We start from the raw sequence: 24068 nt of genomic DNA, 5'->3' as shown, positions 1-24068 counted from the left end.
AACGGAAAACAGATGGCCAAGCGGATCGACATCAAAGACCTGAACATCTTCTACGGCAAGTTCCACGCCGTCGCCGATGTGGCGCTCAACGTCTTGCCGCGCAGTGTGACCGCGTTCATCGGTCCGTCGGGTTGCGGTAAGTCCACTGTGCTGCGGTCGCTGAACCGGATGCACGAGGTGACCCCGAACGCCAGCGTCTCGGGCTCGGTCATGCTCGACGGCGAGGACATCTACGCCTCGCAGGTGGACCCGGTCGGCGTGCGCCGCACCATCGGCATGGTGTTCCAGCGGCCGAACCCGTTCCCCACCATGTCCATTCGCGACAATGTGGTGGCCGGTCTCAAACTGCAGGGTGTGCGCAACAAGGGTGAACTCGACGAGGTCGCCGAGCGCTCGCTGCGCGGCGCGAACCTGTGGAACGAGGTGAAGGATCGCCTGGACAAGCCCGGTGGCGGCCTCTCCGGCGGTCAGCAGCAGCGTCTGTGCATCGCGCGCGCCATCGCGGTGTCCCCGGATGTGCTGCTGATGGACGAGCCCTGTTCGGCCCTGGACCCGATCTCCACGCTGGCGATCGAGGACCTGATCACCGAGCTGAAGAAGGAGTACACGATCGTCATCGTCACCCACAATATGCAGCAGGCGGCGCGGGTGAGCGATAAGACCGGCTTCTTCAATCTCGAGGCCCAGGGCAAACCGGGCCGGCTCGTCGAAATCGACGATACCGAGAAGATCTTCTCGAACCCGGGCGAAAAGGCCACCGAGGATTACATCTCCGGCCGTTTCGGCTGAGCCCCGGATACACCGACGGCCCGCACCGCCCGGTGCGGGCCTTTTCTCTGCCACCATCGGATGGGTTGCCGGCTCGTCACGCTGCCCGAGCGTCGATCAGTGCGGTCCGGTGACCCGCGCACAGCTCCTGACGGATCCGCAGGATCCGCGGCGGCGGAAAAAACTGCGGGGCCCGGTCGGACCGCCCCGCAGTTCTGTATTCCGGATTCTCCGGGTCAGGACCCCGTGTCCTCGTCCGGGGGCAGCACGCCGGTCACCAGGAAGATCACCCGGCGGCCGATCTCCACCGCGTGGTCGGCAAAACGCTCGTAGTAGCGGCCCAGCAGCGTCACATCGACGGCCGAGGCCACGCCGTACTTCCATTCGCGGTCCATCAGCAGAGTGAACAGGTGACGGTGCAGATCGTCCATCGCCTCGTCGTCCTGGTTCAGCTGGGCCGCGCGCTCGGGATCCCGGCTCTCGAGCACCTCCTGGGCGCTGTTACCCATACTGACCGCGATCCGGCCCATCTCGGCGAAATAGCCGTTGACCGCCTCGGGCAGGGCGTGGTTCGGATGCCGTCGGCGGGCGACCTTGGCCACATGCAGCGCCAGGGTGCCCATCCGGTTGACGTCGTTGACGATCTGGATCGCGCTGACCACCTGCCGGAGGTCGCCCGCGACCGGGGCCTGCAGGGCCAGCAGCGCGAACGACTTCTCCTCGGCGTCGGCGATCATCTCGGCGATCCGGTCGCCTTCGCCGATGACCTGCTCGGCCAGCGACAGGTCGGCCTGCAGCAGAGCCTGCGTGGCGCGATCCATGGCCGAACCGGCGATACCGGCCATCTCACCTAACAGGTGGGCGAGGTCGGCCATTTGCTCGTTGTAGATGACACGCATGAAACGAAAGACTAGTTCGATGCGCTGACTACGTCACCAACACCGGGTGAATAACCTGGTGACCCCGCATACGGGAGCATGTCAGGCGGCGCAGGGGTCGTCGCCGGCATTCACGTGTTCGAGGTCGGTGGGCAACTCGGCCGGTGCGGCGCTGGTGGCGATCACACTGGTGATCGGACTGCCGACCGTGGTCGGTTCGTTGATCACCTGCTGGTAGTTCTCGCCCAGTACCAGCTCCACGATGCTGTCCAGCGATTCGTCGAGTTCCATGGTGGCCCCCGGGACGGCGCTGGCGACCGTCGCCGCCTCGGCCTCGTGCCCGGTGGAGTAGCGGACCTTGGTATCGGTGGAGTTGCCTTCGGTGTAGTTGTCGGTGTTGTAGATGTTGAAGCCGACATTGGCCAGCTGGCTGGCCGTCTGATTGGCGAGACCCGATATACCCGACCCATTGGAGACCAACAGCGACAGCGTGCTGGGATCCACCGCGGTCAGCGACGGCGGGATCGGCGCCTCCGAGGTCGGCGGCGGCGCGGGCGCGGTCTTCTCGCCGGGCAGCGGCTGGTCGTCGCGGATGGCGCGGAAGATCGCCTGGATATCCGAAGTCCGGGGGATCTCGTTGCCGTACGAGGTGGTACCCGCCGTGGGGACGGTCAGGAAGGTGACCGCGCCCGTTTCCAGGTCCTGCAACGAACGGCCGAGCATCAGCAGATCGTTGGGCGCCACATTGTCGACGAAGGTCGCTTTGGTGAACGCCTGGATGAAGCCGTTCAACTTGCCGGGGTCCAGCAGCACCTGTCCGGAGAGGGCGCCGCGCAGCAGGGCGGCGAGGAACTTCTGCTGCCGGTTGATCCGGTCGTAGTCACTGCGTTCCTCGCCGTAGATGTGCCGGGCGCGTACATAGTTCAGGGCGGTGGCGCCGTTGATCCGGTGCCGTCCGGCCTCCGGGATGATGGTGCCGAGCACCCCGTCATCGAGCGGTTTGGAGACACACACCTCGACACCGTTGACCTTGTCCACCATCTGCTCGAAACCGGCGAAGTCGATCCCGATGAAGTGGTTGATGGTGCTACCGGTCAGCCGCTGGATGGTGGACAGCAGGCAGCGGGGCCCGCCCAGCGCGTATACCGCGTTGAGCTTGTCACCCATGGCCGAATCGAAGACCTCGTCGGTATAGCTGTTCTGCTCGTTGTCGAAGCCGTGGCATTCGGGCCGGGTGACATCCAGATCTCGCGGGAAGGACACCACGACGACCCGCGACCGGTCCTTCGGAATGTGCACCAGCATCGTGGTGTCGGCGCGAGCGCCCTCGGCGTCCTCCACGCTGCCCGCGCCGATGTCACCGTTCGCCCCGGCCCGGGTGTCGGTGCCGACGATCAGGTAGTTCTCGTCACCGAGCTGTGCCTGGGCGTCGATGACGTCGTCCTCGTTCTCGGCGAGAGCGGATACCTGCGTGAAGCTGTTGCCGGTGGCGCGCAGGTAGCTCCAACCACCCCCGGTGATGAGCAGCGCCAGAACGGAGAAGAAGGCCACACCGGCCCGGCCCGCGATCCGTAGTCGCCTGTTGCGCCGGCTTTCGGGGGTATGCCGTCGTCTCGGCTTGCCGACCGTTTCCGGGGCCGCCGGTTCGGAGGTGGGCCACCCCGCGGTATCGGTCCGGCCGCTGATCCGGGGGTCGCTCTCGTCGAGCGGGTCGAGGATATCGGTGACCGTTTCCGGGGACTCGGCGGCCACCGCGGCGGCCGCTTTCGCATTCTTACCCCGGCGCGGTGTGCCAGGAGATTGCCGGGAACGCTTCGGTGGTACTTGGCGACCCGGCTGCGAACCGCTCCGGGCGGGGTCGGGTTGCTGCGGAACCACGGTGGTCGGATCACCTGGCTCGACCGGTGGCGCGGCGGGGCGCTGGCCGGTCGGCGGCCGCTTGGCCGGATCCGATACGGGCTTCGGCGGCGGCGGTACCGCCGCCCGGTTGCTGCCGGTTGCCGGACGGGCGGCGTTCGGACCCTGCGGCATGTCCCCGGCCGGCCGGCCGGGCGGCCGGGCGGGCCCGGACTGATCCGGCCCGGGTCGCTGCGGCGGGGCGGGCGGTTGGTTGCGGGCGGCCGGAGGTTGCGGGGGAGCAGGCCGCCGCGGGCCGGGGCCGGCCGGCTGACGATCCGCCGGGCCGGGCGGCTGGGCCGCGGGGGACGAGCCGGTGGGCGGGCGGCCCGGCACAGCGCCGCCGCCCCGGGCCGGGGGCGCGGGCGGGCGGTTCGGTCGTCCGGCGGGCGGGCCTTCGAGACCGGGTTGGTCGGGGCGGGACCGTTGTTCGGGATTCGGCCGCGGTCCCTGGCCTGCCGGACGCCCGGGGCGCTCCGGGGGCGGCCCCGCGGGCATACCGTGGCGCGGCGCGTCGTCCTCGCGACGCCGGGCCGTCCGCTCACCGTCCACCCGGTCGACCAGATCCTGCACTGTCAGCGGCCCGGGGTTGGCGGGCGGCTCCGGCTGTCGTGGCCGGCGAGACCCCCGCGCCTCGTCCATTTCGGGGGACTCTCCCGTGGGATACCGCTCCCACGGTGCGCGACCTCCGGGCCCTGATGATCGCCCGTGCCGATCGTCACCCACTAATGAACCTCGCTTTTCCGCAACTCACTGCCGACGCAACCGTGATCGAAAGGCTGCGCGGGATTCCGCAATGATAACGATTTCGCCATCAGGAGCCACTCGGACATTACGAGAGGGCAGCAAAAGCGGTAAATGCTGGGAAGTTGCCCGCAGTTATGTTTGCACGCGCGTACGACGGTTTCGCGGCGTGTCGAATCGGCGTGTCGAATCGGTCGGTGGTCCGCTGTAGGTAATTCAGCCGCCGCTGTGCATGACATCGGCCGCGGCCGGGACGGTCCCGTCCTCGGGGTCGTCCAGCCAGCCGTGCGGAAGCGCGACCTTGCCCGGCGAACCCTGCCGGCCCCGGGGGCCGCCGGCGTCCGCCGGAAATGGGACAGTGGGATCGAGCTGCTCGATGAGCGTGCCGAGTTCGGTCAGCGAGGAGACCGTCGCGAAACTGCGCCGCAGCTCGGCGCCCAGCGGGAAGCCCATGAAATACCAGGCCATATGTTTGCGCAGGTCACGCATGCCTTTGTCTTCGCCGTGGTGTTCAGCGAGCAGTCCGGCATGGCGGGTCAGGATCGCGCCGACCTCCCCGAGGGTGGGCGGCACCGGTGCGGGCTCGCCTCGCAGGGCGGCACCGAGTTCGGCGAACAGCCAGGGCCGGCCGAGGCAGCCGCGCCCCACCACCACCCCGTCGCAGCCGGTCTCCGCCATCATCGTCACCGCGTCGGCGGCACTGAAGATATCGCCGTTGCCGAGCACCGGGATCGTGGTGACCGCCTCTTTCAGGCGTGCGATGGCCGACCAGTCGGCGGTCCCGGAGTAGCGCTGCGCCGCGGTGCGCGCGTGCAGGGCGACCGCCGCGGCGCCTTCACTCTCGGCGATGCGGCCGGTATCGAGGTAGGTCTGATGTTCCTCGTCGATTCCGATACGGAATTTCATGGTCACCGGCACCCCGGCCGGTTCGGCGGCCCGGACCATCTCCCGGACGATCCGGGCGAACAGATTGCGCTTGTAGGGCAGGGCGGCGCCGCCCCCGAGCCGGGTCACCTTGGGTACCGGGCAGCCGAGGTTCATATCGATGTGATCGGCCCAGCCCTCGCCGACGATGATCCGGACGGCTTCGCCCAGGGTGGCCGGGTCCACACCGTAGAGCTGCATCGACCGCGGCGATTCGCCCTCGTCGAACGACATCATGTGCAGCGTTTTCTCGTTGCGTTCCACCACCGCGCGGGCGGTGATCATCTCGCAGACGTAGATCGCGGTCGGGCTGCCGAACTCCCGGCAGAGCTTGCGGAAGGCCAGGTTGGTGATACCGGCCATCGGCGCGAGAACGACCGGCGGATCGACCGGGTAGGGGCCGATCCGCAGACGTGTCTCCTGCTCCAACTGTGTTTGCACAGTGTTCTATTTTCCCTCGAGCGTCCGGGCCCGGTCACTGTCGGGTGCCTCACCGCGCGACAGCACGCCGCCAGAAGGCCCTTTCGGGCGCGGCGGTGACCGTCGCGGCGAGCCCCGCGGGGTAGCTGCCGGTCCGGTCCGGCCGGGCGTTGGCCTCGTGAACGCCGGACCTGCCGGCCGCCCGATTTCCGCTGGATACACCGCCGGGGCCGCTACCCCGATCGGGAGCAATCGAAAGAGGACGACATCCATGGCCGAGAACACCGACGACGCCGGTCGCGAGCCGGAGGAGACCGCCGGTGGCGCGGGCGAACCCGTCGCCGCTCCCGCGAAACCGGCCCCGGCCGAATCTCGCCCGGGCACGGTGTCCATCCGGGTTTCCAGCCTGATCCGTGGCGCGGTCGTCGCGGTGCTTACCGTGGCGGCGATCGTCTTCGCCGTGCTGTATTTCACCGCACGAGGCGAATTGGCCGATCGCGACGAGCGCGCCGCGGCAGACAGTCACGCCGAGCAGCTGGCCACCGAGTACGCGGTGGGCGCGGCCACCGTGAACTTCGAGGATCTCGACGCCTGGATCGCCGCCCTGAAGAAGAACACCAGCCCCCAGCCGGCGGGCAAGTTCGACGACACCGCGCCGAAACTGGAACAGATCCTGGTGCCGCTGCAGTGGACCTCGACCGCCACCCCCATCACCGCGAAGGTCATGTCCGAACAGGACGGGGTCTACAAGGTGAACGTTTTTGTGAACGTCACCTCGACCAACGCCCAGAATCCGGACGGTACGCAGACCACGGTCACCTACACGGTGACGGTCGACGAGAACTCCGGCCGGCAGATCACCGATGTGGGCGGCGTGGACGGTGCCCTGCCGATGAAATAAGGGGTGCCGCCGGGCTGCCCGGAAAATGCGACGAGACCGCCGGTGGCACCGGCGGTCTCGGTCGTTGTGTTCCTTGTACTGGACGGTCAGCCGTTCACCGTGGCGAAGGCCTTCTCACGTTTGGCGGCCTCGCGGGCGAGCATGCGGTCGCGCTGTTCCTCGAACTTCACGACATCCTGGGAGAGCTTGTCCAGGAAACCGGCGAGTCGCTCCCGCGTCTGCTCGCCACGCGCGGTGAAGTCGGTACGGCCGAAGATGTTCCACTTCTTCAGGACCGGCTGGACGACCTCTTCGAGGTGCTGGCGCAGATCGTAGATGCCGTGCTTGGCCATCAGCACACCGTTGCGCCGGAAATTCGGCATACCGGCGCCGGGCATCTGGAAGTTCTCCACGATCAGGGCGATGGCTTCCAGGGCCTGGTCCGGGCACAGGTCGAGGGCCGCGCCGCACATATTGCGATAGAAGATCATGTGCAGGTTCTCGTCGGCCGCGATGCGCTGCAGCATGCGGTCGGCGATGGCGTCGTCGCACACCTTGCCGGTATTACGGTGCGAGACGCGGGTGGCCAGCTCCTGGAAGGTCACATAGGCGACGGAATGCAGGAAGCCGGCGTCGACTTCGGCGGGGGAGGCGAACCCGTTGGTCATATGAACCATGCGGGCCTGCTCCAGTGCCACCGGGTCGACGCCGCGGGTCACCACCAGGTAGTCGCGCATCGCGATCCCGTGCCGGTTCTCCTCGGCGGTCCAGCGGCCGACCCAGGTTCCCCACGCGCCGTCCTGGGAAAAGTTCTCGGCGATTTCCCGGTGGTAGGAAGGCAGGTTGTCCTCGGTCAGCAGGTTGGTGATCATGGCCGCCTTGGCGACCTCGTTGAGCTTGGATTGGTCGGGGTCCCAGTCCTGTCCGCCGAGTGCCGCGAAGTTGCGACCCTCGTCCCACGGGACGTAGTCGTGCGGATGCCATTCTTTTGCGAGGGAGAGGTGCCGGTTGACGTTCTGCTCGGCAACCGGCTCCAACTCTGTGAGCAGCTCGAGTTGAGTCAGATCCCTTGCCATGTAATCAAGCCCTTCATATGTTGCGTTGGTGCGGGGCACCTGATGTAGACCGTTGCCGATGCGGCCATACCTTACGGCACCGTAGGTGTGATGCGAAACGCATCCGACCGAGAAACAGTGCATGTTGGCGCAGGCGCCCTGCCCGGGGTCGCACCCGAGTGTATGGCCGGATCCGCAGTCATGGGCGTATCGCCGGGTGTCCCGATTGCGTTAGCGGCCGTGGGAAATAGCACATCGATGGATGCGCGGTCGGCGTCCGGCCGGAAGTTACGGGGCTGATCAGGCTTGTTCATCGTCGTCATGGGACCGCCCGGGTACCGGACCGGAAGAAGTCCGCGCGGGTCGGCTCCGGTCACAGTGCGGCCCCGACAAGGCTGGTCCAACTCACAGGGCGGACCCGCCGGGAGTGGGAAGAAAAGAGGTGGGCGCCCGGCCGGTGGGCCGGGCACCCGGGGTGCCCCCACCAGGGCTCGAACCTGGGACCTGCGGATTAAAAGTCCGTAGCTCTACCAACTGAGCTATAGGGGCGCGGCCGCAAGTGTACTGGTCGAGTCCTCGTTTCTCGTAATCGGGCGGCTATGCTGGTGCTTTCCGTCACTCGGGCCGGAGGGGTCCGGTCCGGTGTGGCGCGGGCGGGCGGTGGCCCGATGGGGTCGTAGGGGAGGTCGGGCCCGTTCGGCGGGCCCGGTGAGCCGGAAACCATACTCATGAGTTCGGTATCACGGTACCTGCGGCATTGTTGATACAACGGGTAGCACGATACGATCCAAATATGTTGGATACCAATGCCTTTGGATCGGCGAAGGCGGATTTCTCGCAGATGTGGGGTTCGGGAACCGGAATTCCGGGGTGTTGCGCTCCCGGCGGGGCGCATGATCGGGGTGGTATCCATCCAGGGGCCGGAGCGGCCGGCTGAGTACCGGCCCCGAGCCTGCTCGAGCGGTCGAACACCCTGCGCTACCGCAGGATTCGCTCGGCCATTCGTCCGGCCTCGTCGGTGCCGGGTTCGCGAAATCCGGCTGGCGAAATGGTAGCCCGCTGTATCGGTTTACCGCATGCCGCTACGAGATTCCGAGTACCGTGACGAATCAGCGAATTCGGGGTGTCACTCGGGACGGCGCTGCGGGAGGCGTATGGGGGACCAGGAACAGCGCAACGCAATGCCCGGATGCGCACCCCCTGCGGCGCACCCGGGCCATCGAATTATACCAGCCGGTGTGTTTCCTCGGCGGGCTGGGTTTCGTACCAAAGGTTCGGTACAGGTCAATAAACCGACCGCAGGTCGGCATACACCAGGATAAGTTCGCGGCCTCGGCCCGCTCCTCACAGGCGGATGAACGGTCGCGAGCATTCCGCGGGTGGAAATCCCGCGGATTGCACAAGGCTTCGGAGGCGTTTCGAGCATGGCACGGCAGCAAGAGCGGGCCCGTCGGACACGGGCAGCAATTATCCGGTCCGCCGCCGTTGAGTTCGGGAAGAGCGGCTATGCCGCGGCCTCGCTCAACCGCATTTTGGAAGGATCGCGGGCGACCAAGGGCGCCATGTACTTCCATTTCGATTCGAAGGAAGATCTGGCGCGGGCCGTTCTCGATTCGGCGATCGAGCGATACGGCAGCACCATCGATCGCTGGCTCGTGCGCACGGATCTGGGCCCGCTCGACATTCTGCACGGTGTCTTCGATGAACTCGCGTTGCGACTCGAGCACGACATAATCGTGCAGGCCGAATTCCGGCTCGTCATCGACCCAGGCTTCCGCCGGCAGGGCCACGGCGGCAGTCCGATGCTCTCCGCGGCCATCCGTGACCTGACGATCGCGGCGATCGAACGCGGGCAGCTGCGTGCGGATACCGATCCCGACCGCTTCACCCGGACCCTCGCCGGCGCGCTGATCGGTCAGCGTTATATGGCCGACGCCCACGGCGGCGAGCCGGATCTGCGCACCCGGTTCCGGGAGGCGCTGGAGGTCCTGGTCCAGGCCACCTGTACCCCGGCGTGGGTGGCGGAGTTCGGCCGGTCGGGGTGGCGGGCGAGCGCACGTCTGGAAGAGCTGGGTTCCCCCGCTTGACCAGCAGATTTGGGAATTGTGCGCACCCTGTCATAAGCTATGCGAGCTCCCAACGGACAGCCGTTGAAAAGCCGGTCCGGAGAAATCCGGGACGAGCCCCCTTCGTCTAGCGGCCTAGGACGCCGCCCTTTCAAGGCGGTAGCGCGGGTTCGAATCCCGTAGGGGGTACCACCTATGCGAGTGGGTGGCACACAGCAAGGCCCTGTGGCGCAGTTGGTTAGCGCGCCGCCCTGTCACGGCGGAGGTCGCGGGTTCGAGTCCCGTCAGGGTCGCCAATGGATGCCGGAGCAATCCGGCTTCCATCGGATGGCATTCGTTCCGGGTGCCTGCGGCCAGGTAGCTCAGTTGGTACGAGCGTTCGCCTGAAAAGCGAAAGGTCGCCGGTTCGATCCCGGCCCTGGCCACAATCAACCCCCTGATCACCACGATCGGGGGGTTTCTTCTGTTTCGGATCCCGGCCGGGTGGAATGCTGTGACCATGGCCGAACGGTGGTATTACTGCTTGAAGCATCAGCGCGCCGAACGTGGGCGCCAGTGCTGGTTCCGGGACCGTATGGGGCCGTATCCGGATCAGGCCACGGCCGAACGCGCGCTCGAGATCGTGCGGCAGCGCAATGCCACGCAGGACGCGGCGGATCGGGCGTATCGCGAGGGCGACTGATTCGCCCGAGAAGTGCCGCCGGCCCCGCTCGGCGGCGCTATCACCGGTGCGCTGCATTCCCGGGTGGGCGGTTGGGCTACCGTTCACGGGTAATACGTAGCGACGCTCGCGGCCTGTTGTACCCGGCCGCCGGGCGAGACCAGGTGAGCAGGGAGGGCGACCCTTGAGGGTTACCGTTGTTGTGCCGACCTACAACGAGCGGGACAATCTGCCGGTAGCGGTGGAGCGGTTGACCGCGCTACCCGTGCCCGGCCTGCACGTACTGGTAGTCGACGACAACTCTCCGGACGGCACCGGTGAGGTGGCGGAGAAGCTGGCCGCGGATCTGCCCGACGTCGTGTCGGTACTGCACCGCACGGAGAAGGACGGGCTGGGCCGGGCCTACATCGCCGGCATCACCCGAGCCCTCGAGGAGGGCGCGGATGTGGTGATCCAGATGGACGCCGATCTGTCCCATCCCGCCGAGGTGATCCCCGCCATGCTGGAGGAGCTGGACCGGCCGGGTACCGGAGTAGTGCTCGGGTCCCGCTATGTGCCCGGCGGTTCCACCGCGGCGGAATGGAAGTGGTACCGCAAGGCACTCTCGGCGTGGGCCAATTTCTACGTCAACGCCATCCTGCGGCTCGGGATCAAGGACGCCACCGCCGGTTTCAAGGCGTGGGAGGCCGATACGCTGCGCGCCATCGAGGTCGGCGCGATCCGCAGCAACGGCTACTCCTTCCAGGTGGAGATGAACTACCGGGCCAAGCAGCAGGGCATCGGTATCGCCGAGGTACCGATCCGCTTCGAGGAGCGGACCCTCGGAGCTTCCAAGATGAGCCTCAAAGTGCAGCTGGAATCGGCGCTGATGCCGTGGAAACTGCTCCTCGGCCGCGCCCTCTGACACCGTTCAGCGCGGCCAGTCGCGCAGTGTGTCGAGATAGCGCTGCCGGACCTCGGCGACTTTCTCGTCCAGCTCGGACGGGTCCTGTGTGTCCACCGCGATCGGCGGCAGGATCGCCACCTCGACCACACCGGGCCGCGCGATCATCGAATCCCGCCGGCCGACCTCGGCGGCATTGCGGATCACCACCGGGATCACCGGCACACCCGCCTGCCGGGCCATGTGGAAGGCGCCCTTCTTGAAGCTGCCGGGCTGCGCGGTATAGGAACGGGTGCCCTCCGGGGCGATCGCGACGGACAGACCGCCGCGCAGGGTGTCCACCACCGGTGCCAGCGAGGCCTTGGCGAGGTCGGTGTTCGAACGATCGATGAAGGTGACGCCGACGAACCGCATGAGCGGGCCGAAAATGGGATGCCGGATGAGTTCCTTCTTACCGACGCCGGTGACGTGCCCGCCGAGCACCGCGGGCACGATGAGCACGTCGAACTGGCTCTGATGGTTGAACAGGAAGACCGCGGGCCGCGGGTGGCGGGCATGCTCCGCGCCGGTGACGCGGAGCCGGATCCCGCACAGGCGCAGCGGCCAGGCGGTGCCGTACTTCAGGAGGGCGTCGGCCATGGCTCGCCGGTCGCGGGTGTAGGACTTGCGCAGTACCCCGTACAGCGCCCCGCCGAGCAGGGCGAAGAGCCCCAGCACGGTCCGCAGATAGTCGGCCGGGCGCGGCGCGGTCCGCGGGCCCACCGCGAGTGCGGCCCAGCCGTACTCGGCCGCGGTGGCCGCGAGCACGGGACCGGGCGCGATCGGCACCCGCGTCCCGCCGCGGGACAGCAGCGGGAGATCGCCCGCGCTGCCGCTGTAGACATAGGAACGCGTGAGGTCGACTCCGTGGGCGGCCGCGAATTCCGACACCGCCTCGGCCTTCTCGGGACCGTAACGCACTTCACCCTCGATGAGCCCCGTCAGCCGGCCCCCGGACACCGCCGCCCGGCTGCCGAGCACCTGGGGGATACCGAGCGCGGCGGCCGCGGGACGTAACTGGAATTCCGCCGAGTCCCCGGTCAACACCACGGTGTGCCCGGCCGCGAGATGTTCCTGCACCAAGCGCAGCAGCTCGGGGCGCAACCGGTCGTACCAGCCCCGTTTGAACAGGCGTTCGCCCAGCGCGGTCAGTTCTTCCGGCGTCCGGCCGGCCGCGGCCCGCACACCGCGCTCGAGCACATCGCCCGCCGAACTCTCGCCGCTGTGCCGCAACTGGTCGAACAGTGTTTCCAGCAGTTCGCGGTCCGGCCCGCGCCACCGCGGCACGGGCGCGGACCCGAGTTCGGCCAGCGCCGTCAGGTCGAAGACAGCGCCGATTCCGGCGCCGCGGGGGCCCGAACGGATGGCGGCCACCACCGCGTCGACCCCGGACGGCGCGGGGTTTTCGCCGGTGTGCCCGGTGCCCGCTTCCCGCGTGCTCATCGGACCCGTCCGGCCGGGAGATTGGACGGGTCGAGGGTGGCGGCCAGGGAGATCCGGAAGCCGATGGTGCGCAGGCGCTCGGCGAACTCGGCACGCCGGGCGGCGAGTTCGGCCACCGAATCCGCCGATTCCGGGTCCTCGGGTTCGAGCAGCCCCCGATTGGCGGCCAGTTTCAGCGCACTGCCGAAGAGTTCGGTGGAAACCGACTCCGTACTGTGCAGTCGCTGCTGCAACAGCATCTGCCTGCCGACCGAGACGCATTCGTCGACGAACTCTTTGCGGTCGACCCGCGCGGCCGGATCCCGGGCGGCCAATCGTTCGGCCACCACCAGCTGCGCATCGAAAAACGAGCGCAGTACCCGGTGGGCCATCATGAAGCCGGTGCCGGTGAGTGCGGCCAGGATCTCACTACCGAGTGTGTCGCGCGACCGCGACTGCCAGCGCGGGTCGATCAGCAACACCTCCGCGGTGATCCGCTCGGCGAACTCGGTCCGGTCCGGGAAGAAGAACTCGAATTTCAGCAGGTCCCGCAGCCGGTAGGCCTCTTCCCAGCCGATATCCAGGGCGTCGGCGTCCGGCCCGACGGCGCCCCGGGCCGGATCGTCCGGCGCGGCGTCGACCGCGGCCAGGATCGCCAGCTCGACAATGGCGCGATCGACGAACCAGTGCACCGCGCTGTTGCGGTAGAACGCGGCTTCGAGGTGGGCGCCCGCCTCGATGGAGTACACCGGCTCGACCCCGCCGCGGTAGACGGTGACCACCTTCGCGAGCGACAACTGCTCGAGGACCACGGCCAGGCTCTGCTCGTCGCGTAGTTTCGCGATCTCGCCGCACGGCAGATCCCGCTGTTCGATGTAGTCCAGCACCGGGGCGAGTACCTCGCAGACCTCGGCCCTGGTGAGTGCCCGCTGGTGGACACCCAGCAGGACCAGCGTGACCAGGGCGTTGACGGTGATCGGGGTGACCGAGTTGATACCCACGGCGACATCGAACGCGAGCCGCTGTACCGCCAGACGTTCTTTTTCGCCGATTTCGTCGTGCGGCTCGCCGGGGTCGGTCCGGGCCCGGCCGGTGGCGTCGGCCGGGTGCAGCGGGATGGTGACCGGAGTCGCGATCAGCGGATCGCCGTGGGCGGCGAGACGCTCGCGCGCCGAGAGCGGGGTCCCGAAGCGGACGTAGACGTGCCCGGCCGAATGTTGCTGGTTGCGGACATAGCGGGCCAGCCAGGCCAGGCCTTCGGGTCTCTTGCGACCACCCATCTGCTCGTCGGCGATGGCGCCGAGTTCGTTGAGCCGCTCGTAGGTGATCGAGACCGGGACCAGCAGCGCGTCGGCGATCCGGTCCTGGCGCACGGCCGCGGCCAGATAGTTGAGTAGTCCGTAGCGGGGCGGGCGTAGCTTTCCGGTGCGGGTGCGGCCGCCCTCGAAGTACCACTCCAGGTTGAACCGCCGCGCCATCAGATAGCCGAAGTACTCCTCGACCACTGCTTGATACACCGTGTCGCCACCGAAACTGCGCCGGATGAAAATCGTCCCGGTGCGCCGGGCGATCGGGCCCATCGGCCAGAACCGCAGGTTCGCGCCGCCCACCACATGGTTGGGTGGGAAATCGTTGCGGGCCAGCACATCGCCCAGGACGAAGGCATCCACATAGGACCGGTGGGAGGGCAGGAAGACCAGCGGGTAGCGCCGGTTGAGGTCGCGCAGGGCGGTGAGCCCGGACTCGTCGCAGTCCACCTTCCAGGTCGACGCGTGGACCGGTCGCATGGCCTGGGTGAACAGATCCGAGACCGTGCGGCTCTGCGCCGCGACCAGTTCGTTCAGGGCTTTCTCGGCGCGCCGGTGCACCTCCTGCGGATCGGCCCCGCTCTCGTCGGAGATCGATTCGAGCCGCCGCAGGAATTCCGGCGAGTCCAGTATCTCCTCGGTGACCAGCCGCGGCACCTTGTACCGGTCACCGATCACACCGCGTTCCGCGCGTTCGAGCGCGACCACCCCGGCGCGCACCACCGCGCGGGCGAACGGGTCGGTGGTGCCGGCGTAGTGCAGGGCGGTGGCCTCGGGATTGTTGGCCCGCAGTTCGCTCAGCCGGGCCGGGCTGCCGGTGAGTACCAGGTGCCGGTCGGGGGACCGTTCGATCAGCCGCCGCTGGGCGAGCCGGTTCGGGCGGCGCGGATTGGTGAGCTGTGCGAGGTCACCGAAGGTCACCCGCCGGACGCCGTCGCGTTCGGGCGGCAGCCACAGCACCCGGACCGGGACCACCAGTGGATCGTCGGCGCGGCCGGTGAGCCGGTCGGCGATGGCACCGGCGTCCAGGTCGAGCTGGGTGACCGGGGCGCGTACCCCCAGTTCGGCGACCAGGCCGCCGTCGGCGATCCAGCGCCCGATCAGTTCGCGTTCGGCGCCCGAAGCCGAATCCACCAGCGCAACCACCGATTCCAGCGGCAGGTCGGAGGTCGCCGGAACTCCACTGCGGTGCTCGATCATGGTGTGGATCCTCTGCTCGGATGGGGGCGGCCGGCCCCGGCCCGGGCCGGGGCCGCGTGACCGGATCGGCGGGACCCGATCGGTCGTCGGATCGAAAATACTCCTTGCCAACCACTATGGACGGCTCTTGCGCCGTTGGGGTTGTTTGGCTGGTTTCCGGTCGTTTCCGAGACCTCCCCAGGAGAAGAGGTAATGCTAACCTTACTTCCGAATTCGGGTCGGTTAGCCTTGGAGGATCGTTGTCGACCACTGACGAACGTTTACGCGCCGAGTATGTGACCGACCCGGCGGCAGCCATGGCGCGCCTGGCCGCCGAGGACCACTTCGGCGACCATGTGGTCTACGAGCGCGGCGGAGAATGGGTCTTCGCCGCGGACCCGATCGGCACCGTCGAACTCGACGCCGGCGAACTGCGGATCACCTGGGCGGGTGAGACCACGGCCCGTGGCTGGTCCGGCAACCCGGCCGCGCTGATGAACAGCGTGCTCGCCGAACTGCCGATGACCGGCCGCAATGCCTACGGGTGGATCGGATTCGAATTCTGCGCGTGGTCGCTGGGAACAACCGGCTATCTGCGCCCCGGCACCGCCCTGGTCCATCTGATGATCCCGCGCGTCGAGGTACGGATCGACACCACCGGGGCGGTCTGGATCACCGGAGCCGATCCGGACGAGGCCGCGACTCTCGCCGATACCGTCGCGAGTTCCCAGGACACCGCGCTCCCGCAACCCCATCCGGTGGATGTGCGGATCGACACCTCCGGCTACCGCGAGCGCGTCGCCGCAGCCGTGACGGAGATCGAGTCCGGGCGGTACCAGAAGGTCATTCTCTCGCGGAAGGTCGAGTTGCCCTTCGCGGTGGACATCCCGGCCACCTACCGGCTCGGCCGGGCGCACAACACCCCCGCTCGCTCCTTCCTGCTGAACCTGGGCGGACTGGAGGCCGCCGGGTTCAGCCCGGAACTGGTGCTCTCGGTGGACGACGACCGGACGGTCAGTACCGAACCCCTCGCCGGCACCCGCGCCTTCGGCCTGGGGACCGAGATGGACACTGCCGCGCGCGCGGAGCTGATCTCCGATCCGAAGGAGATCGTCGAACACGCCCTCTCCGTACAGACCTGCTTCGCCGAGATCGGTGCGGTCGCCGAACCCGGCACCACCTCGGTCTCGGATTTCATGGCGGTGCGCGAACGCGGCAGTGTGCAACACCTGGCCTCCACCGTCCGGGGGCGCCTCGCGGCCGGCCGTACGGCCTGGGACGCGCTGGACGCCATTTTCCCCTCGGTGACCGCCTCGGGTATTCCGAAGCGACCGGGGGTCGATTCGGTATTCCGGCACGACCCTCCGCGCGGCCTGTACTCCGGGGCGGTGCTGATGGTTTCGCCGACCGGCGCGTTGGAGGCCGCGCTGGTGCTGCGCGCGGTGTACCAGACCGGTGCGGGTGCGTGGTTGCGCGCGGGAGCCGGGGTGGTCGCGCAGTCGCGGCCCGAACGGGAGTTCGAGGAGACCTGCGAGAAGCTGGGCAGCGTGGCGCCCTACGTGGTGCGGGCGTAGGGCACCCGGTCGGCCGGTACGGAGACGGTCGCGGGCCCGGCGGCCCGGACCGTCGCCCGGCCTACTCCTGGTCGCGCAGGGCCTTCTTGTCGATCTTGCCCACCGCGGTCAGCGGCAGGGACGCCGCGCGGCGCAGGACGTCCGGGAGTTTGTAGGTCGCCAGACCGCGCCCGGTGAGGAATTCCTTGATCTCGGCAAGGGTGGGCATATCGCCGGTGACGACCAGTACCGCGCAAACCTTTTCGCCGAGCCCGGGATCGGGCAGGCCGACCGCGGCCGCGTGCCGGACGGCGGGGTGGGCGAGCAGATGCTCCTCGAGTTCGTCACAGGAGACGTTCTCCCCGCCCCGGTTGATCACGTCCTTGATCCGGCCCGACACCACCAGGTGGCCACTGGGCAGCTGTCGCACCAGATCGCCGCTGCGGTAGTAACCGTCGGGAGTGAAGGCGCGGACATTGTGTTCGGGGGCGCGGTAATAACCGCGCAGGGTGTACGGGCCGCGGGTGAGCAGTTCACCCTCCGCGCCCGGTGCGACGTCCACGCCGTCCTCGTCGACCACTCTGATCTCGTCGGCCGGGCACAGCGGGCGGCCCTGAGTGGTGCAGACGATATCCGGATCGTCGTCGAGCCTGGTGAAATTCAGCAGCCCCTCGGCCATACCGAAGACCTGCTGCAGTGTCACCCGTAGCGCGGGCGCGACTTCGCGGGCGTTCACCTCGGCCAGTTTCGCGCCCCCGACCTGTAGCAGCCGCAGGGAGGAGATATCGGCGTCCTCCCATTCCACCGCGGCCGACCACAATTGCGCCAGCGGCGGCACCACCGCGGTGACGGTGACCCGATGGCGTTCGATCGCCGCGAAGGCGCTCTCCGGGCTCGGATCGGTCACGAAGGCCAGTGCGCCCCCGGCCGCCACCGTGCCCAGGATGCCCGGACAGGCCAGCGGGAAGTTGTGCGCGGCGGGCAGGGTGGCCAGATAGACGTCCCGGTCGCCGAGTTCGCAGACGGCCGCGCTCGCGGTGGCGTTGTAGACGTAGTCGTCGTGGGTGCGGGCGATGAGTTTGGGGAGTCCGGTGGTGCCGCCGGAGACCAGCATGAGGGCTATATCGGCGGGGTCGACCGCGGGCAGCTGTCCGGTGTCCCGGGCGATGGACATCAGCTCGGTGAATTCGGCGGCCGCACCGGCGACCAGGACATGGCGCAACGATTCGACGGTGGTCAGCAGGGTGGCGGCCAGTTGCCGGTAATCGAAATCGCCCTGGCGGTCGGCGACCAGGTACGCGACCGCGCCGGAGAGAGCGGCCAGGTGTTCGATCTCGGCCCGGCGGTGCGCGGGCAACGTGAGTACCGGAATGATGCCGGCGCGCAACAAGCCGAACAGCGCGATCGCGAAGTCGGGGGTGTTCAGCAGTTGGACGATCACCCGGTCGCCCGGCGCGATCCCGAGGGCCAGGAACCCGTAGGCCATCCGGTCGGCTTCCGCGTCCAGTTCGGCGTAGGTCAGCGGCCGGTCGCCGAGCAGTGCCGGACGCTCCGGGCCGCGGCGCGCGGTATCGCGGAGCAGATCGCCCACGGTGGTGCCGGTCCAGTAGCCGGCGGCACGGTAGGTCTCGGCCAGGTCCTCGGGGAAGGGAACATAACCGTCACGGTGGGTGCCGGCGGCGGTGGAAGTCACGATATGCCTCATAGGTGAAACAGGGACTCGAAGGCGGGTGCGGCGCGGTTCCGGTCCATTGATAGGTTAGGCAACCCTACATCTTTTGAAGGGCGTGGTTCTTCCGTGCAGGTCCCGGGCGTGAGCGAGGGATCCGGACGCTGTCCGGGTTACCCGGTCCGTCGTGCCCGGTGCACACCCCGTCGCGCATTAGACTCGCCCCATGAGTGGTTGGGGCGTCGGGGACATCCCCGATCAGCAGGGTCGAACCGTCATCATCACCGGGGCGAACAGCGGGCTCGGCGCGGTGGCCGCGCGAGCTCTGGCCGGAGCCGGGGCGCAGGTGATCCTGGCCTGCCGGAATGTGGGCAAAGGGCAGGCCGTCGCCGACGAGATCGGCGAGCGGGCGCAGGTCCGGAAGCTGGATCTGGCCGATCTGTCCTCGGTCCGGGAGTTCGCCGCCGGGGTGGAGAGCGCGGATGTCCTGATCAACAATGCCGGCGTGATGGCGGTACCGCTGCGGCGGACCGCCGACGGTTTCGAGATGCAGATCGGTACCAACCATCTCGGTCATTTCGCGCTCACCGGCCTGCTGCTCGGCAAGATCGGTGAGCGGGTGGTCACCTTGTCCAGCGGTGCCCACGCGGCCGGTGCCATCGACCTCGAGGATCTCAACTGGGAGCGGCGCCCGTACAAGCGGTGGTCGGCCTACGGCCAGTCGAAGCTGGCCAATCTGCTCTTCGCCTTCGAACTGCAGCGCCGGCTCGCCGCGGCCGGCTCGGCGAAGCTGTCGGTGGCGGCACACCCCGGCTACGCCGCCACCGAACTGCAATCCCATACCGAGACCGTGCTCGACTCGGTGATGAACCTCGGTAACAAGGTGTTCGCGCAGAGCGCGGAGATGGGGGCGCTGCCGGAACTCTTCGCCGCCACCGCCCCGGTCGAGCCGGGCGCCTACTACGGACCGACCGGCTTGGGCGGGATGCGCGGCCACCCCGGGCGCTCGGGCTGCTCGAAGCGGGCGAAAGACCAGCTCACCGCGCGTTCGCTATGGGAACTCTCGGAGCGGCTGACCGACGTGAAGTTCGATTTCTCGGCCTGATCGGCCCGCCCGCCCGCGGTCCCCACCGCGGGATGTCACACCTGTGTCCGGTGCGTCGTCATCTCTGTGACAAGGCAGGAACGAAAGGAATCCGGACATGGAACCCCGTGTGAATCTCTTCGAAAACAAGGTCACCGCGAGTTACGTCAAGCGGCTGGTCACCGCCGGCAAGGTGGCCGAGGGCTCGGGTCTGCCCGCCGCCACCTACGAACTGGTGAAAATCCGGGCCAGCCAGATCAACGGCTGCGCGATGTGCCTGGATATGCACACCAAGGACGCCCTGCACGCCGGGGAATCCTCGCTGCGGATCAACCTGGTCGCGGCCTGGCGGGAGGCCGCCGTCTTCACCGAGGCCGAACGCGCCGCGCTCGAACTCACCGAGGCGGGCACCCGGCTGGCCGACGGCGGCGGGGTGAGTGAGGAGACCTGGCAGCGGGTGCGCAAGCACTACGACGACGATCAGATCGGTGGACTGCTCGTCGCCGTCGCCACCATCAATGCGTGGAACCGGCTGAACGCCATCGCCCACACCCCGGCCGGGAGCTACGAGCCCGGGCAGTTCTGACACGGCGCCGGGGCGGGATTGTGTCGAGTATCACTTTCCTCCCTGCGATTCCGCCCCGCCTCCACCTTCGTGGTCAACCGCCTGGTACCGTGGCCAATCGTGCAGCGCGTGTATTTCTGGTTTAGCAAGCCGGCCCGGGGTGGGTCGGTCTGCGGCTACCGCGCGCGCTGACCAGTTCCCCCGAGCCGGATGACGACCGGCTCGACGGGTGAATATTTCCGTGGGTCGGCCCGAACGAGAAGGACACCCCCCACGATGACAACCGCAGTCGATATCGACGCCCACCATTCCGATCTGGATGATCAGCGCACCCTCAGTGTGAGCCCGCTGCGCTCCCCGGCCGAGGTGCGCCGGGTCCATGCCATCACCGACGATCACGCCGCCACCGTCCGGGCCGGACGGAAGTCCACCGTCGAGGTTCTCAACGGGGTCGACGACCGCCTGATGGTGGTCGTCGGGCCGTGCTCGGTGCACGACCCGGCCGCCGCGCTCGACTACGCGCGGCGGCTGGCCGCCGCGTCGGCGGAACTCTCCGACCGGCTGCACCTGGTCATGCGGGTCTACTTCGAGAAGCCGCGTACGACGCTGGGCTGGAAAGGGCTGATCAACGATCCGCATCTCAACGGCAGCTTCGATGTCAACACCGGGCTGGGTATCGGCCGTCAGCTGCTGCTCGACATCACCGCGCTGGGTCTGCCGGTGGCCTGCGAGTTCCTCGACCCCATCACTCCGCAGTACATTTCGGATCTGGTCTCCTACGGCGCGATCGGCGCGCGCACCGCGGCCAGCCAGGTGCATCGGCAGTTGAGCAGCGCCCTGTCCATGCCGGTCGGGATCAAGAACGGGACCGACGGCGATGTGCAGGTCGCGGTGGACGGGGTCCGGGCGGCCGCGGCCAGTCATGTGTTCCCCGGTACCGATCTCGACGGCCGGGCCGCGCTGATCCAGACCGCGGGCAACGAGGACTGCCATGTGATCCTGCGCGGCGGATCCAACGGCACCAACTACGACGCGGCCTCGGTGGCCGACGCCTGCGCGCGGCTGGAGAAGTCGAAGCTGCCGCAGCGGATCGTGGTCGACGCCAGCCACGGCAACAGCAACAAGGACCACCGGCGCCAGCCCGTCGTCGTCGCCGATATCGCCGAGCGGCTGGCCGCGGGTGAACCGGGCGTCGTCGGCGTGATGCTGGAGAGCTTCCTGGTGGAAGGCCGCCAGGACCTCACCCTGGGCCGGTCCGCCGATCTCACCTACGGCCAGTCCATCACCGACGCCTGCATGGACTGGGATACCACCGCCGCCCAGCTGAACCGGCTGGCCGACGCCGTCGCCCGGCGCCGCCGGCGCTGACGATCCGGTCGCTGCGCCGTCCGGACCATACGTCCGCGGCGCGGGCGGCCGGGTCGGCGGCCAGTGCGTATCCGGCCGCTACCGCCGAATACGACGGACGTCTCGCCTCAGACCCCGGCCGGCCAGTCGTTCGCCGGCCCGGGTGGATCGGTGCTCAGGCGAGCGGCCATCCAATGGTCGCGCCGGCTTCCGCGCAAGACGCTACCCAGCCGGGCCAGACCTTCGTAGCGGAAACCCTGTGCGCGGACCGCGGCCGCGGACGCGTGATTACCGACGAAAGCCCGCCAATGGATGCGGGTCAGGCCCATTCCCGCCGGGTCGAAGCCGAAATCGCACGCCAGCGTGATCGCCCGCGATATCAGGCCCCGGCGGCGGTGCTCGGCGGCGAGCCAGTAACCGATTTCGGCGGAACCCTCATCCGGCGGCCGCACGCCCAGGCCCACGGTGCCGACGAGGCGGCCGTGCTCGCCGAGCCGGATCGCCCAGCACGGACTGCTGGCGGCCCAGCCCTCGGCCGACCTGGTGCGGACGAAATATTCTGCATCGGCGCGCCCGTAGGGCACCGGGATCGTCACCCATTCGGCGATCGCCGGGTCCTGACAGCATTCGACGATCGCCTCGATATCGGATTCCACCGGCCGGCTCAGCCAGACGATCCCGTCGGTCAGTGTGCGCTCCTTCACCCGTCGATGGTGACAGTTCGAGCGGGTCCGCGGCATCCGAATTCCCGGGCCGGCGCGCTGGGTCGCCGCCCGGCCGGGCAGCGTGACTCCGTAGAATTCCGGCGGTGGTAGCCACGCTTCTCGCCGACCTCTTCGAGTCCCATCGCGGACACCTGCTGGCGGTGGCCTACCGGCTGACCGGCAGTGTGGCCGATGCCGAGGACGCGGTGCAGGAGAGCTGGTTACGGCTGGCCGGCACCTCGCAGTCGGAGATCGAGGATCTGCGCGCCTGGTTGACGACCGTGGTCTCCCGGCTCTGTCTGGACCGGTTGCGCAGTGCCGCGGTGCGCCGGGAAAACTATGTCGGCCAATGGCTCCCGGAGCCGGTGGTGACCCCGCTGACCGGCGCGCCCGGTGCGGACCCGCTCGCCGCCGTGGTGCAGCGTCAGGAATTCCGGATGGCCGCCCTGGTGGTGCTCGATCAGCTCACCCCACCGCAACGCGTGGCCTTCGTACTACACGAAGGTCTGCAGGTCCCCTACGGCGAGATCGCCGGCATCCTGGACATCACCCCGGAGGCGGCCCGGCAGCTGGCCGCCCGCGCGCGCAAGGTCGTCCGCGAACAGACGCCGCCGGTCGCCGCCGACGGCGAGCACGAGGCGGCCGTGCAGAAACTGCTGGTTGCGCTGGGGACCGGTGATGCCCGCGCGGTGGCGGCGGTGCTGCACCCGGACGCGAAGATGATCGGCGATGCCGGCGGCACCACCCAGACCGCGCACAACATCATCTACGGACCGGACAAGGTCGCCCGGCTGTTCCTCGGTCTCATCCGTCGCTACGGCCTGGACCGTCCGGGCATCGATTTCGGGGCCGACGATATGGAGTTCGTCCGGGTCAACGGACAGCTCGGAGTGCTGTTCCATGCCCGCCCCGGCGACGGCGACTATCCGGGCTTCCCGTCGCGGGTCATGGGATTCACCGTCGTGGACGGCGTGATCCAGGGCGCCTACGACCACGCCAATCCGGCGAAACTACAGGGGGTCCGGTTGCGCTGACCGGTCCGCTCAGGCCGGCACCGGACGGGTCCGGTCGGTGAGCAGCAGTGCGGCCATCGCCCCGAGTACCGAACCCATCAGGAACCGCTGGACGCGCAACCACAGCGGCCGTCCGCTCGAGAACCCCGCGACCGTCCCGGCGGTGCACACGATGAAGGCGTTCACCCCCAGCGCGACGGTGATCTGCACGGCCCCGAGGCACAGGCTCTGGGCCCATACCGGGCCCGCCCCGGGAGATACGAACTGCGGAATCAGCGCCAGGTACATGACGGCGATCTTCGGGTTCAGCAGATTGGTCACCAGCCCCATGGTGAACAGCTTGCGGCCGGGGTCCCGGGGGAGCGGTTCGGGGGTGAAAACCGAGACCGCACCCGGCCTGATCGCCTGCCAGGCCAGCCACAGCAGGTAGGCGGCCCCCGCCGCCTTCAGCGCTGTGTACAGCGCCGGGACCAGGGTGAACAGCGCGGTGATCCCGGTCGCGGCGGCAGTCAGGTAAACGCCGAAACCGGCGGCGACCCCGGTCAGCGAGATCATTCCGGCGCGCCGGCCCTGCGATATCGTGCGGGAGACGAGATACATCATGTTCGGGCCAGGGGTGAGCACCAGGCCGAGCGCGGCCACCGCCACCCCGGCCGCCGCCGCCAGTTCGATCATGGATCCAATACTGGCTCTGCCGGTCCGCCGATGTCTCGGTCCAGTTTGCACCCACTGGTTGTGTCAGCGTCCGAGCGAGGGGCGTCACCGGGCCTGCGCGCCGGAACGGAAGAAAAGCTCGCCGCCGGCTGTTATGCGTGACTGTCCCCGAAACGCCGGGTGCCGACGCGAGCTCGATGAGTCGAGTTCTGCGAGACACCTCGAAGGGTTGAGGCCCATCTCGTCGTTCAGCGCCCGAAGTGCATGCGCCGAAGGGCGGCGGGGGGGGGGCGGTGGGAACAAACACAAGCGGGCCCGAACACCCCCCCGCCCCCGCCGGGGGGGAAAAAAAAAAAG

The 24068-nt window shown here is 68.4% G+C and carries 19 protein-coding genes and 4 tRNA genes; 13 read left to right on the top strand and 10 right to left on the bottom strand.

Going from position 1 to position 24068, the window contains the following annotated elements; genetic code table 11:
• Window positions 1–12: 12 nt before the first annotated feature.
• Entirely contained in the window at window positions 13–789 is a 777-nt protein-coding gene (gene pstB, locus ACLML9_RS13660) for a phosphate ABC transporter ATP-binding protein PstB (RefSeq protein WP_030522834.1), read from the top strand.
• 215 nt (window positions 790–1004) lie between these two features.
• On the opposite strand, the gene phoU is transcribed toward pstB, so the two are convergent.
• The 3 genes from phoU to dusB form a co-directional block, all read right to left on the bottom strand.
• Window positions 1005–1667: a phosphate signaling complex protein PhoU gene (gene phoU, locus ACLML9_RS13655; protein WP_411945864.1), complete on the bottom strand. Its 663-nt coding sequence runs from the start codon at window positions 1665–1667 to the stop codon at window positions 1005–1007.
• Between the two features lie 81 nt (window positions 1668–1748).
• Window positions 1749–3398, bottom strand: coding sequence for an LCP family protein (locus ACLML9_RS13650; RefSeq protein WP_411945863.1), 1650 nt, complete (start codon window positions 3396–3398; stop codon window positions 1749–1751).
• A 1104-nt stretch (window positions 3399–4502) separates the two neighbouring features.
• Entirely contained in the window at window positions 4503–5651 is a 1149-nt protein-coding gene (gene dusB, locus ACLML9_RS13645) for a tRNA dihydrouridine synthase DusB (protein ID WP_411945862.1), read from the bottom strand.
• A 250-nt stretch (window positions 5652–5901) separates the two neighbouring features.
• On the opposite strand from dusB, the gene ACLML9_RS13640 reads away from it, so the two are divergent.
• Entirely contained in the window at window positions 5902–6531 is a 630-nt protein-coding gene (locus tag ACLML9_RS13640; protein WP_411945861.1) for a hypothetical protein, read from the top strand.
• 86 nt (window positions 6532–6617) lie between these two features.
• Here the strand turns inward: ACLML9_RS13640 and ACLML9_RS13635 are convergent, their stop codons facing one another.
• Window positions 6618–7586, bottom strand: coding sequence for an acyl-ACP desaturase (locus ACLML9_RS13635; protein WP_411945860.1), 969 nt, complete (start codon window positions 7584–7586; stop codon window positions 6618–6620).
• 455 nt (window positions 7587–8041) lie between these two features.
• A tRNA-Lys gene (locus ACLML9_RS13630) sits at window positions 8042–8114 on the bottom strand.
• A gap of 875 nt (window positions 8115–8989) precedes the next feature.
• Here ACLML9_RS13630 and ACLML9_RS13625 point away from each other — a divergent pair.
• The 6 genes from ACLML9_RS13625 (at window position 8990) to ACLML9_RS13600 (ending at window position 11196) form a co-directional block, all read left to right on the top strand.
• Entirely contained in the window at window positions 8990–9652 is a 663-nt protein-coding gene (locus ACLML9_RS13625; protein ID WP_411945859.1) for a TetR family transcriptional regulator, read from the top strand.
• A 95-nt stretch (window positions 9653–9747) separates the two neighbouring features.
• Window positions 9748–9823: transfer RNA gene (locus ACLML9_RS13620), tRNA-Glu, on the top strand.
• Window positions 9824–9850: 27 nt separating this feature from the next.
• Window positions 9851–9927, top strand: a tRNA-Asp gene (locus ACLML9_RS13615).
• A gap of 55 nt (window positions 9928–9982) precedes the next feature.
• Window positions 9983–10056: transfer RNA gene (locus ACLML9_RS13610), tRNA-Phe, on the top strand.
• A gap of 74 nt (window positions 10057–10130) precedes the next feature.
• Window positions 10131–10313 (top strand): hypothetical protein, encoded by a 183-nt coding sequence (locus tag ACLML9_RS13605; protein ID WP_030522827.1) that lies wholly within the window; start codon window positions 10131–10133, stop codon window positions 10311–10313.
• A gap of 163 nt (window positions 10314–10476) precedes the next feature.
• The gene (locus ACLML9_RS13600) at window positions 10477–11196 is read left to right on the top strand and encodes a polyprenol monophosphomannose synthase (RefSeq protein WP_411945858.1); all 720 of its coding nucleotides are present in this window, start codon (window positions 10477–10479) and stop codon (window positions 11194–11196) included.
• A gap of 6 nt (window positions 11197–11202) precedes the next feature.
• Here the strand turns inward: ACLML9_RS13600 and ACLML9_RS13595 are convergent, their stop codons facing one another.
• Together ACLML9_RS13595 and ACLML9_RS13590 are read right to left on the bottom strand one after the other, a co-directional pair.
• The gene (locus ACLML9_RS13595; RefSeq protein ID WP_411945857.1) at window positions 11203–12657 is read right to left on the bottom strand and encodes a 1-acylglycerol-3-phosphate O-acyltransferase; all 1455 of its coding nucleotides are present in this window, start codon (window positions 12655–12657) and stop codon (window positions 11203–11205) included.
• The gene (locus tag ACLML9_RS13590) at window positions 12654–15143 is read right to left on the bottom strand and encodes a glycerol-3-phosphate 1-O-acyltransferase (RefSeq protein WP_411945856.1); all 2490 of its coding nucleotides are present in this window, start codon (window positions 15141–15143) and stop codon (window positions 12654–12656) included. Before ACLML9_RS13590 ends, ACLML9_RS13595 begins: the two co-directional genes overlap by 4 nt.
• 239 nt (window positions 15144–15382) lie before the next feature.
• Here ACLML9_RS13590 and ACLML9_RS13585 point away from each other — a divergent pair, with 239 nt between their 5' ends.
• Window positions 15383–16696, top strand: a complete 1314-nt coding sequence (locus ACLML9_RS13585) for a salicylate synthase (protein ID WP_411945855.1) — start codon at window positions 15383–15385, stop codon at window positions 16694–16696.
• 61 nt (window positions 16697–16757) lie between these two features.
• On the opposite strand, the gene ACLML9_RS13580 is transcribed toward ACLML9_RS13585, so the two are convergent.
• Window positions 16758–18380 (bottom strand): (2,3-dihydroxybenzoyl)adenylate synthase, encoded by a 1623-nt coding sequence (locus ACLML9_RS13580; RefSeq protein ID WP_411945854.1) that lies wholly within the window; start codon window positions 18378–18380, stop codon window positions 16758–16760.
• A gap of 190 nt (window positions 18381–18570) precedes the next feature.
• Here ACLML9_RS13580 and ACLML9_RS13575 point away from each other — a divergent pair, with 190 nt between their 5' ends.
• From ACLML9_RS13575 to ACLML9_RS13565, 3 genes are all read left to right on the top strand, one after another.
• Window positions 18571–19449 carry an oxidoreductase gene (locus tag ACLML9_RS13575; protein ID WP_411945853.1) on the top strand — a complete coding sequence of 293 codons (879 nt, stop codon included), beginning with the start codon at window positions 18571–18573 and terminating at the stop codon, window positions 19447–19449.
• A gap of 97 nt (window positions 19450–19546) precedes the next feature.
• The gene (locus ACLML9_RS13570) at window positions 19547–20014 is read left to right on the top strand and encodes a carboxymuconolactone decarboxylase family protein (RefSeq protein WP_411945852.1); all 468 of its coding nucleotides are present in this window, start codon (window positions 19547–19549) and stop codon (window positions 20012–20014) included.
• A gap of 255 nt (window positions 20015–20269) precedes the next feature.
• Window positions 20270–21361, top strand: coding sequence for a 3-deoxy-7-phosphoheptulonate synthase (locus tag ACLML9_RS13565; RefSeq protein WP_030522819.1), 1092 nt, complete (start codon window positions 20270–20272; stop codon window positions 21359–21361).
• 107 nt (window positions 21362–21468) lie between these two features.
• On the opposite strand, the gene ACLML9_RS13560 is transcribed toward ACLML9_RS13565, so the two are convergent.
• Window positions 21469–22044, bottom strand: a complete 576-nt coding sequence (locus ACLML9_RS13560) for a GNAT family N-acetyltransferase (RefSeq protein ID WP_411945851.1) — start codon at window positions 22042–22044, stop codon at window positions 21469–21471.
• A 104-nt stretch (window positions 22045–22148) separates the two neighbouring features.
• Here ACLML9_RS13560 and sigJ point away from each other — a divergent pair, with 104 nt between their 5' ends.
• Window positions 22149–23078, top strand: coding sequence for an RNA polymerase sigma factor SigJ (gene sigJ / locus ACLML9_RS13555; protein ID WP_411945850.1), 930 nt, complete (start codon window positions 22149–22151; stop codon window positions 23076–23078).
• A gap of 9 nt (window positions 23079–23087) precedes the next feature.
• Here sigJ and ACLML9_RS13550 read toward each other — a convergent pair whose 3' ends face one another.
• Entirely contained in the window at window positions 23088–23732 is a 645-nt protein-coding gene (locus tag ACLML9_RS13550) for a LysE family translocator (protein WP_411945849.1), read from the bottom strand.
• Window positions 23733–24068: the final 336 nt, after the last annotated feature.

The organism is Nocardia sp. NPDC002869 (assembly GCF_046764065.1).
Classification (GTDB): Bacteria; Actinomycetota; Actinomycetes; order Mycobacteriales; family Mycobacteriaceae; genus Nocardia; species Nocardia rhamnosiphila.
Note: the sequence above shows the minus strand (reverse complement) of the source record. Positions and strands in the feature narration are given on the sequence as shown.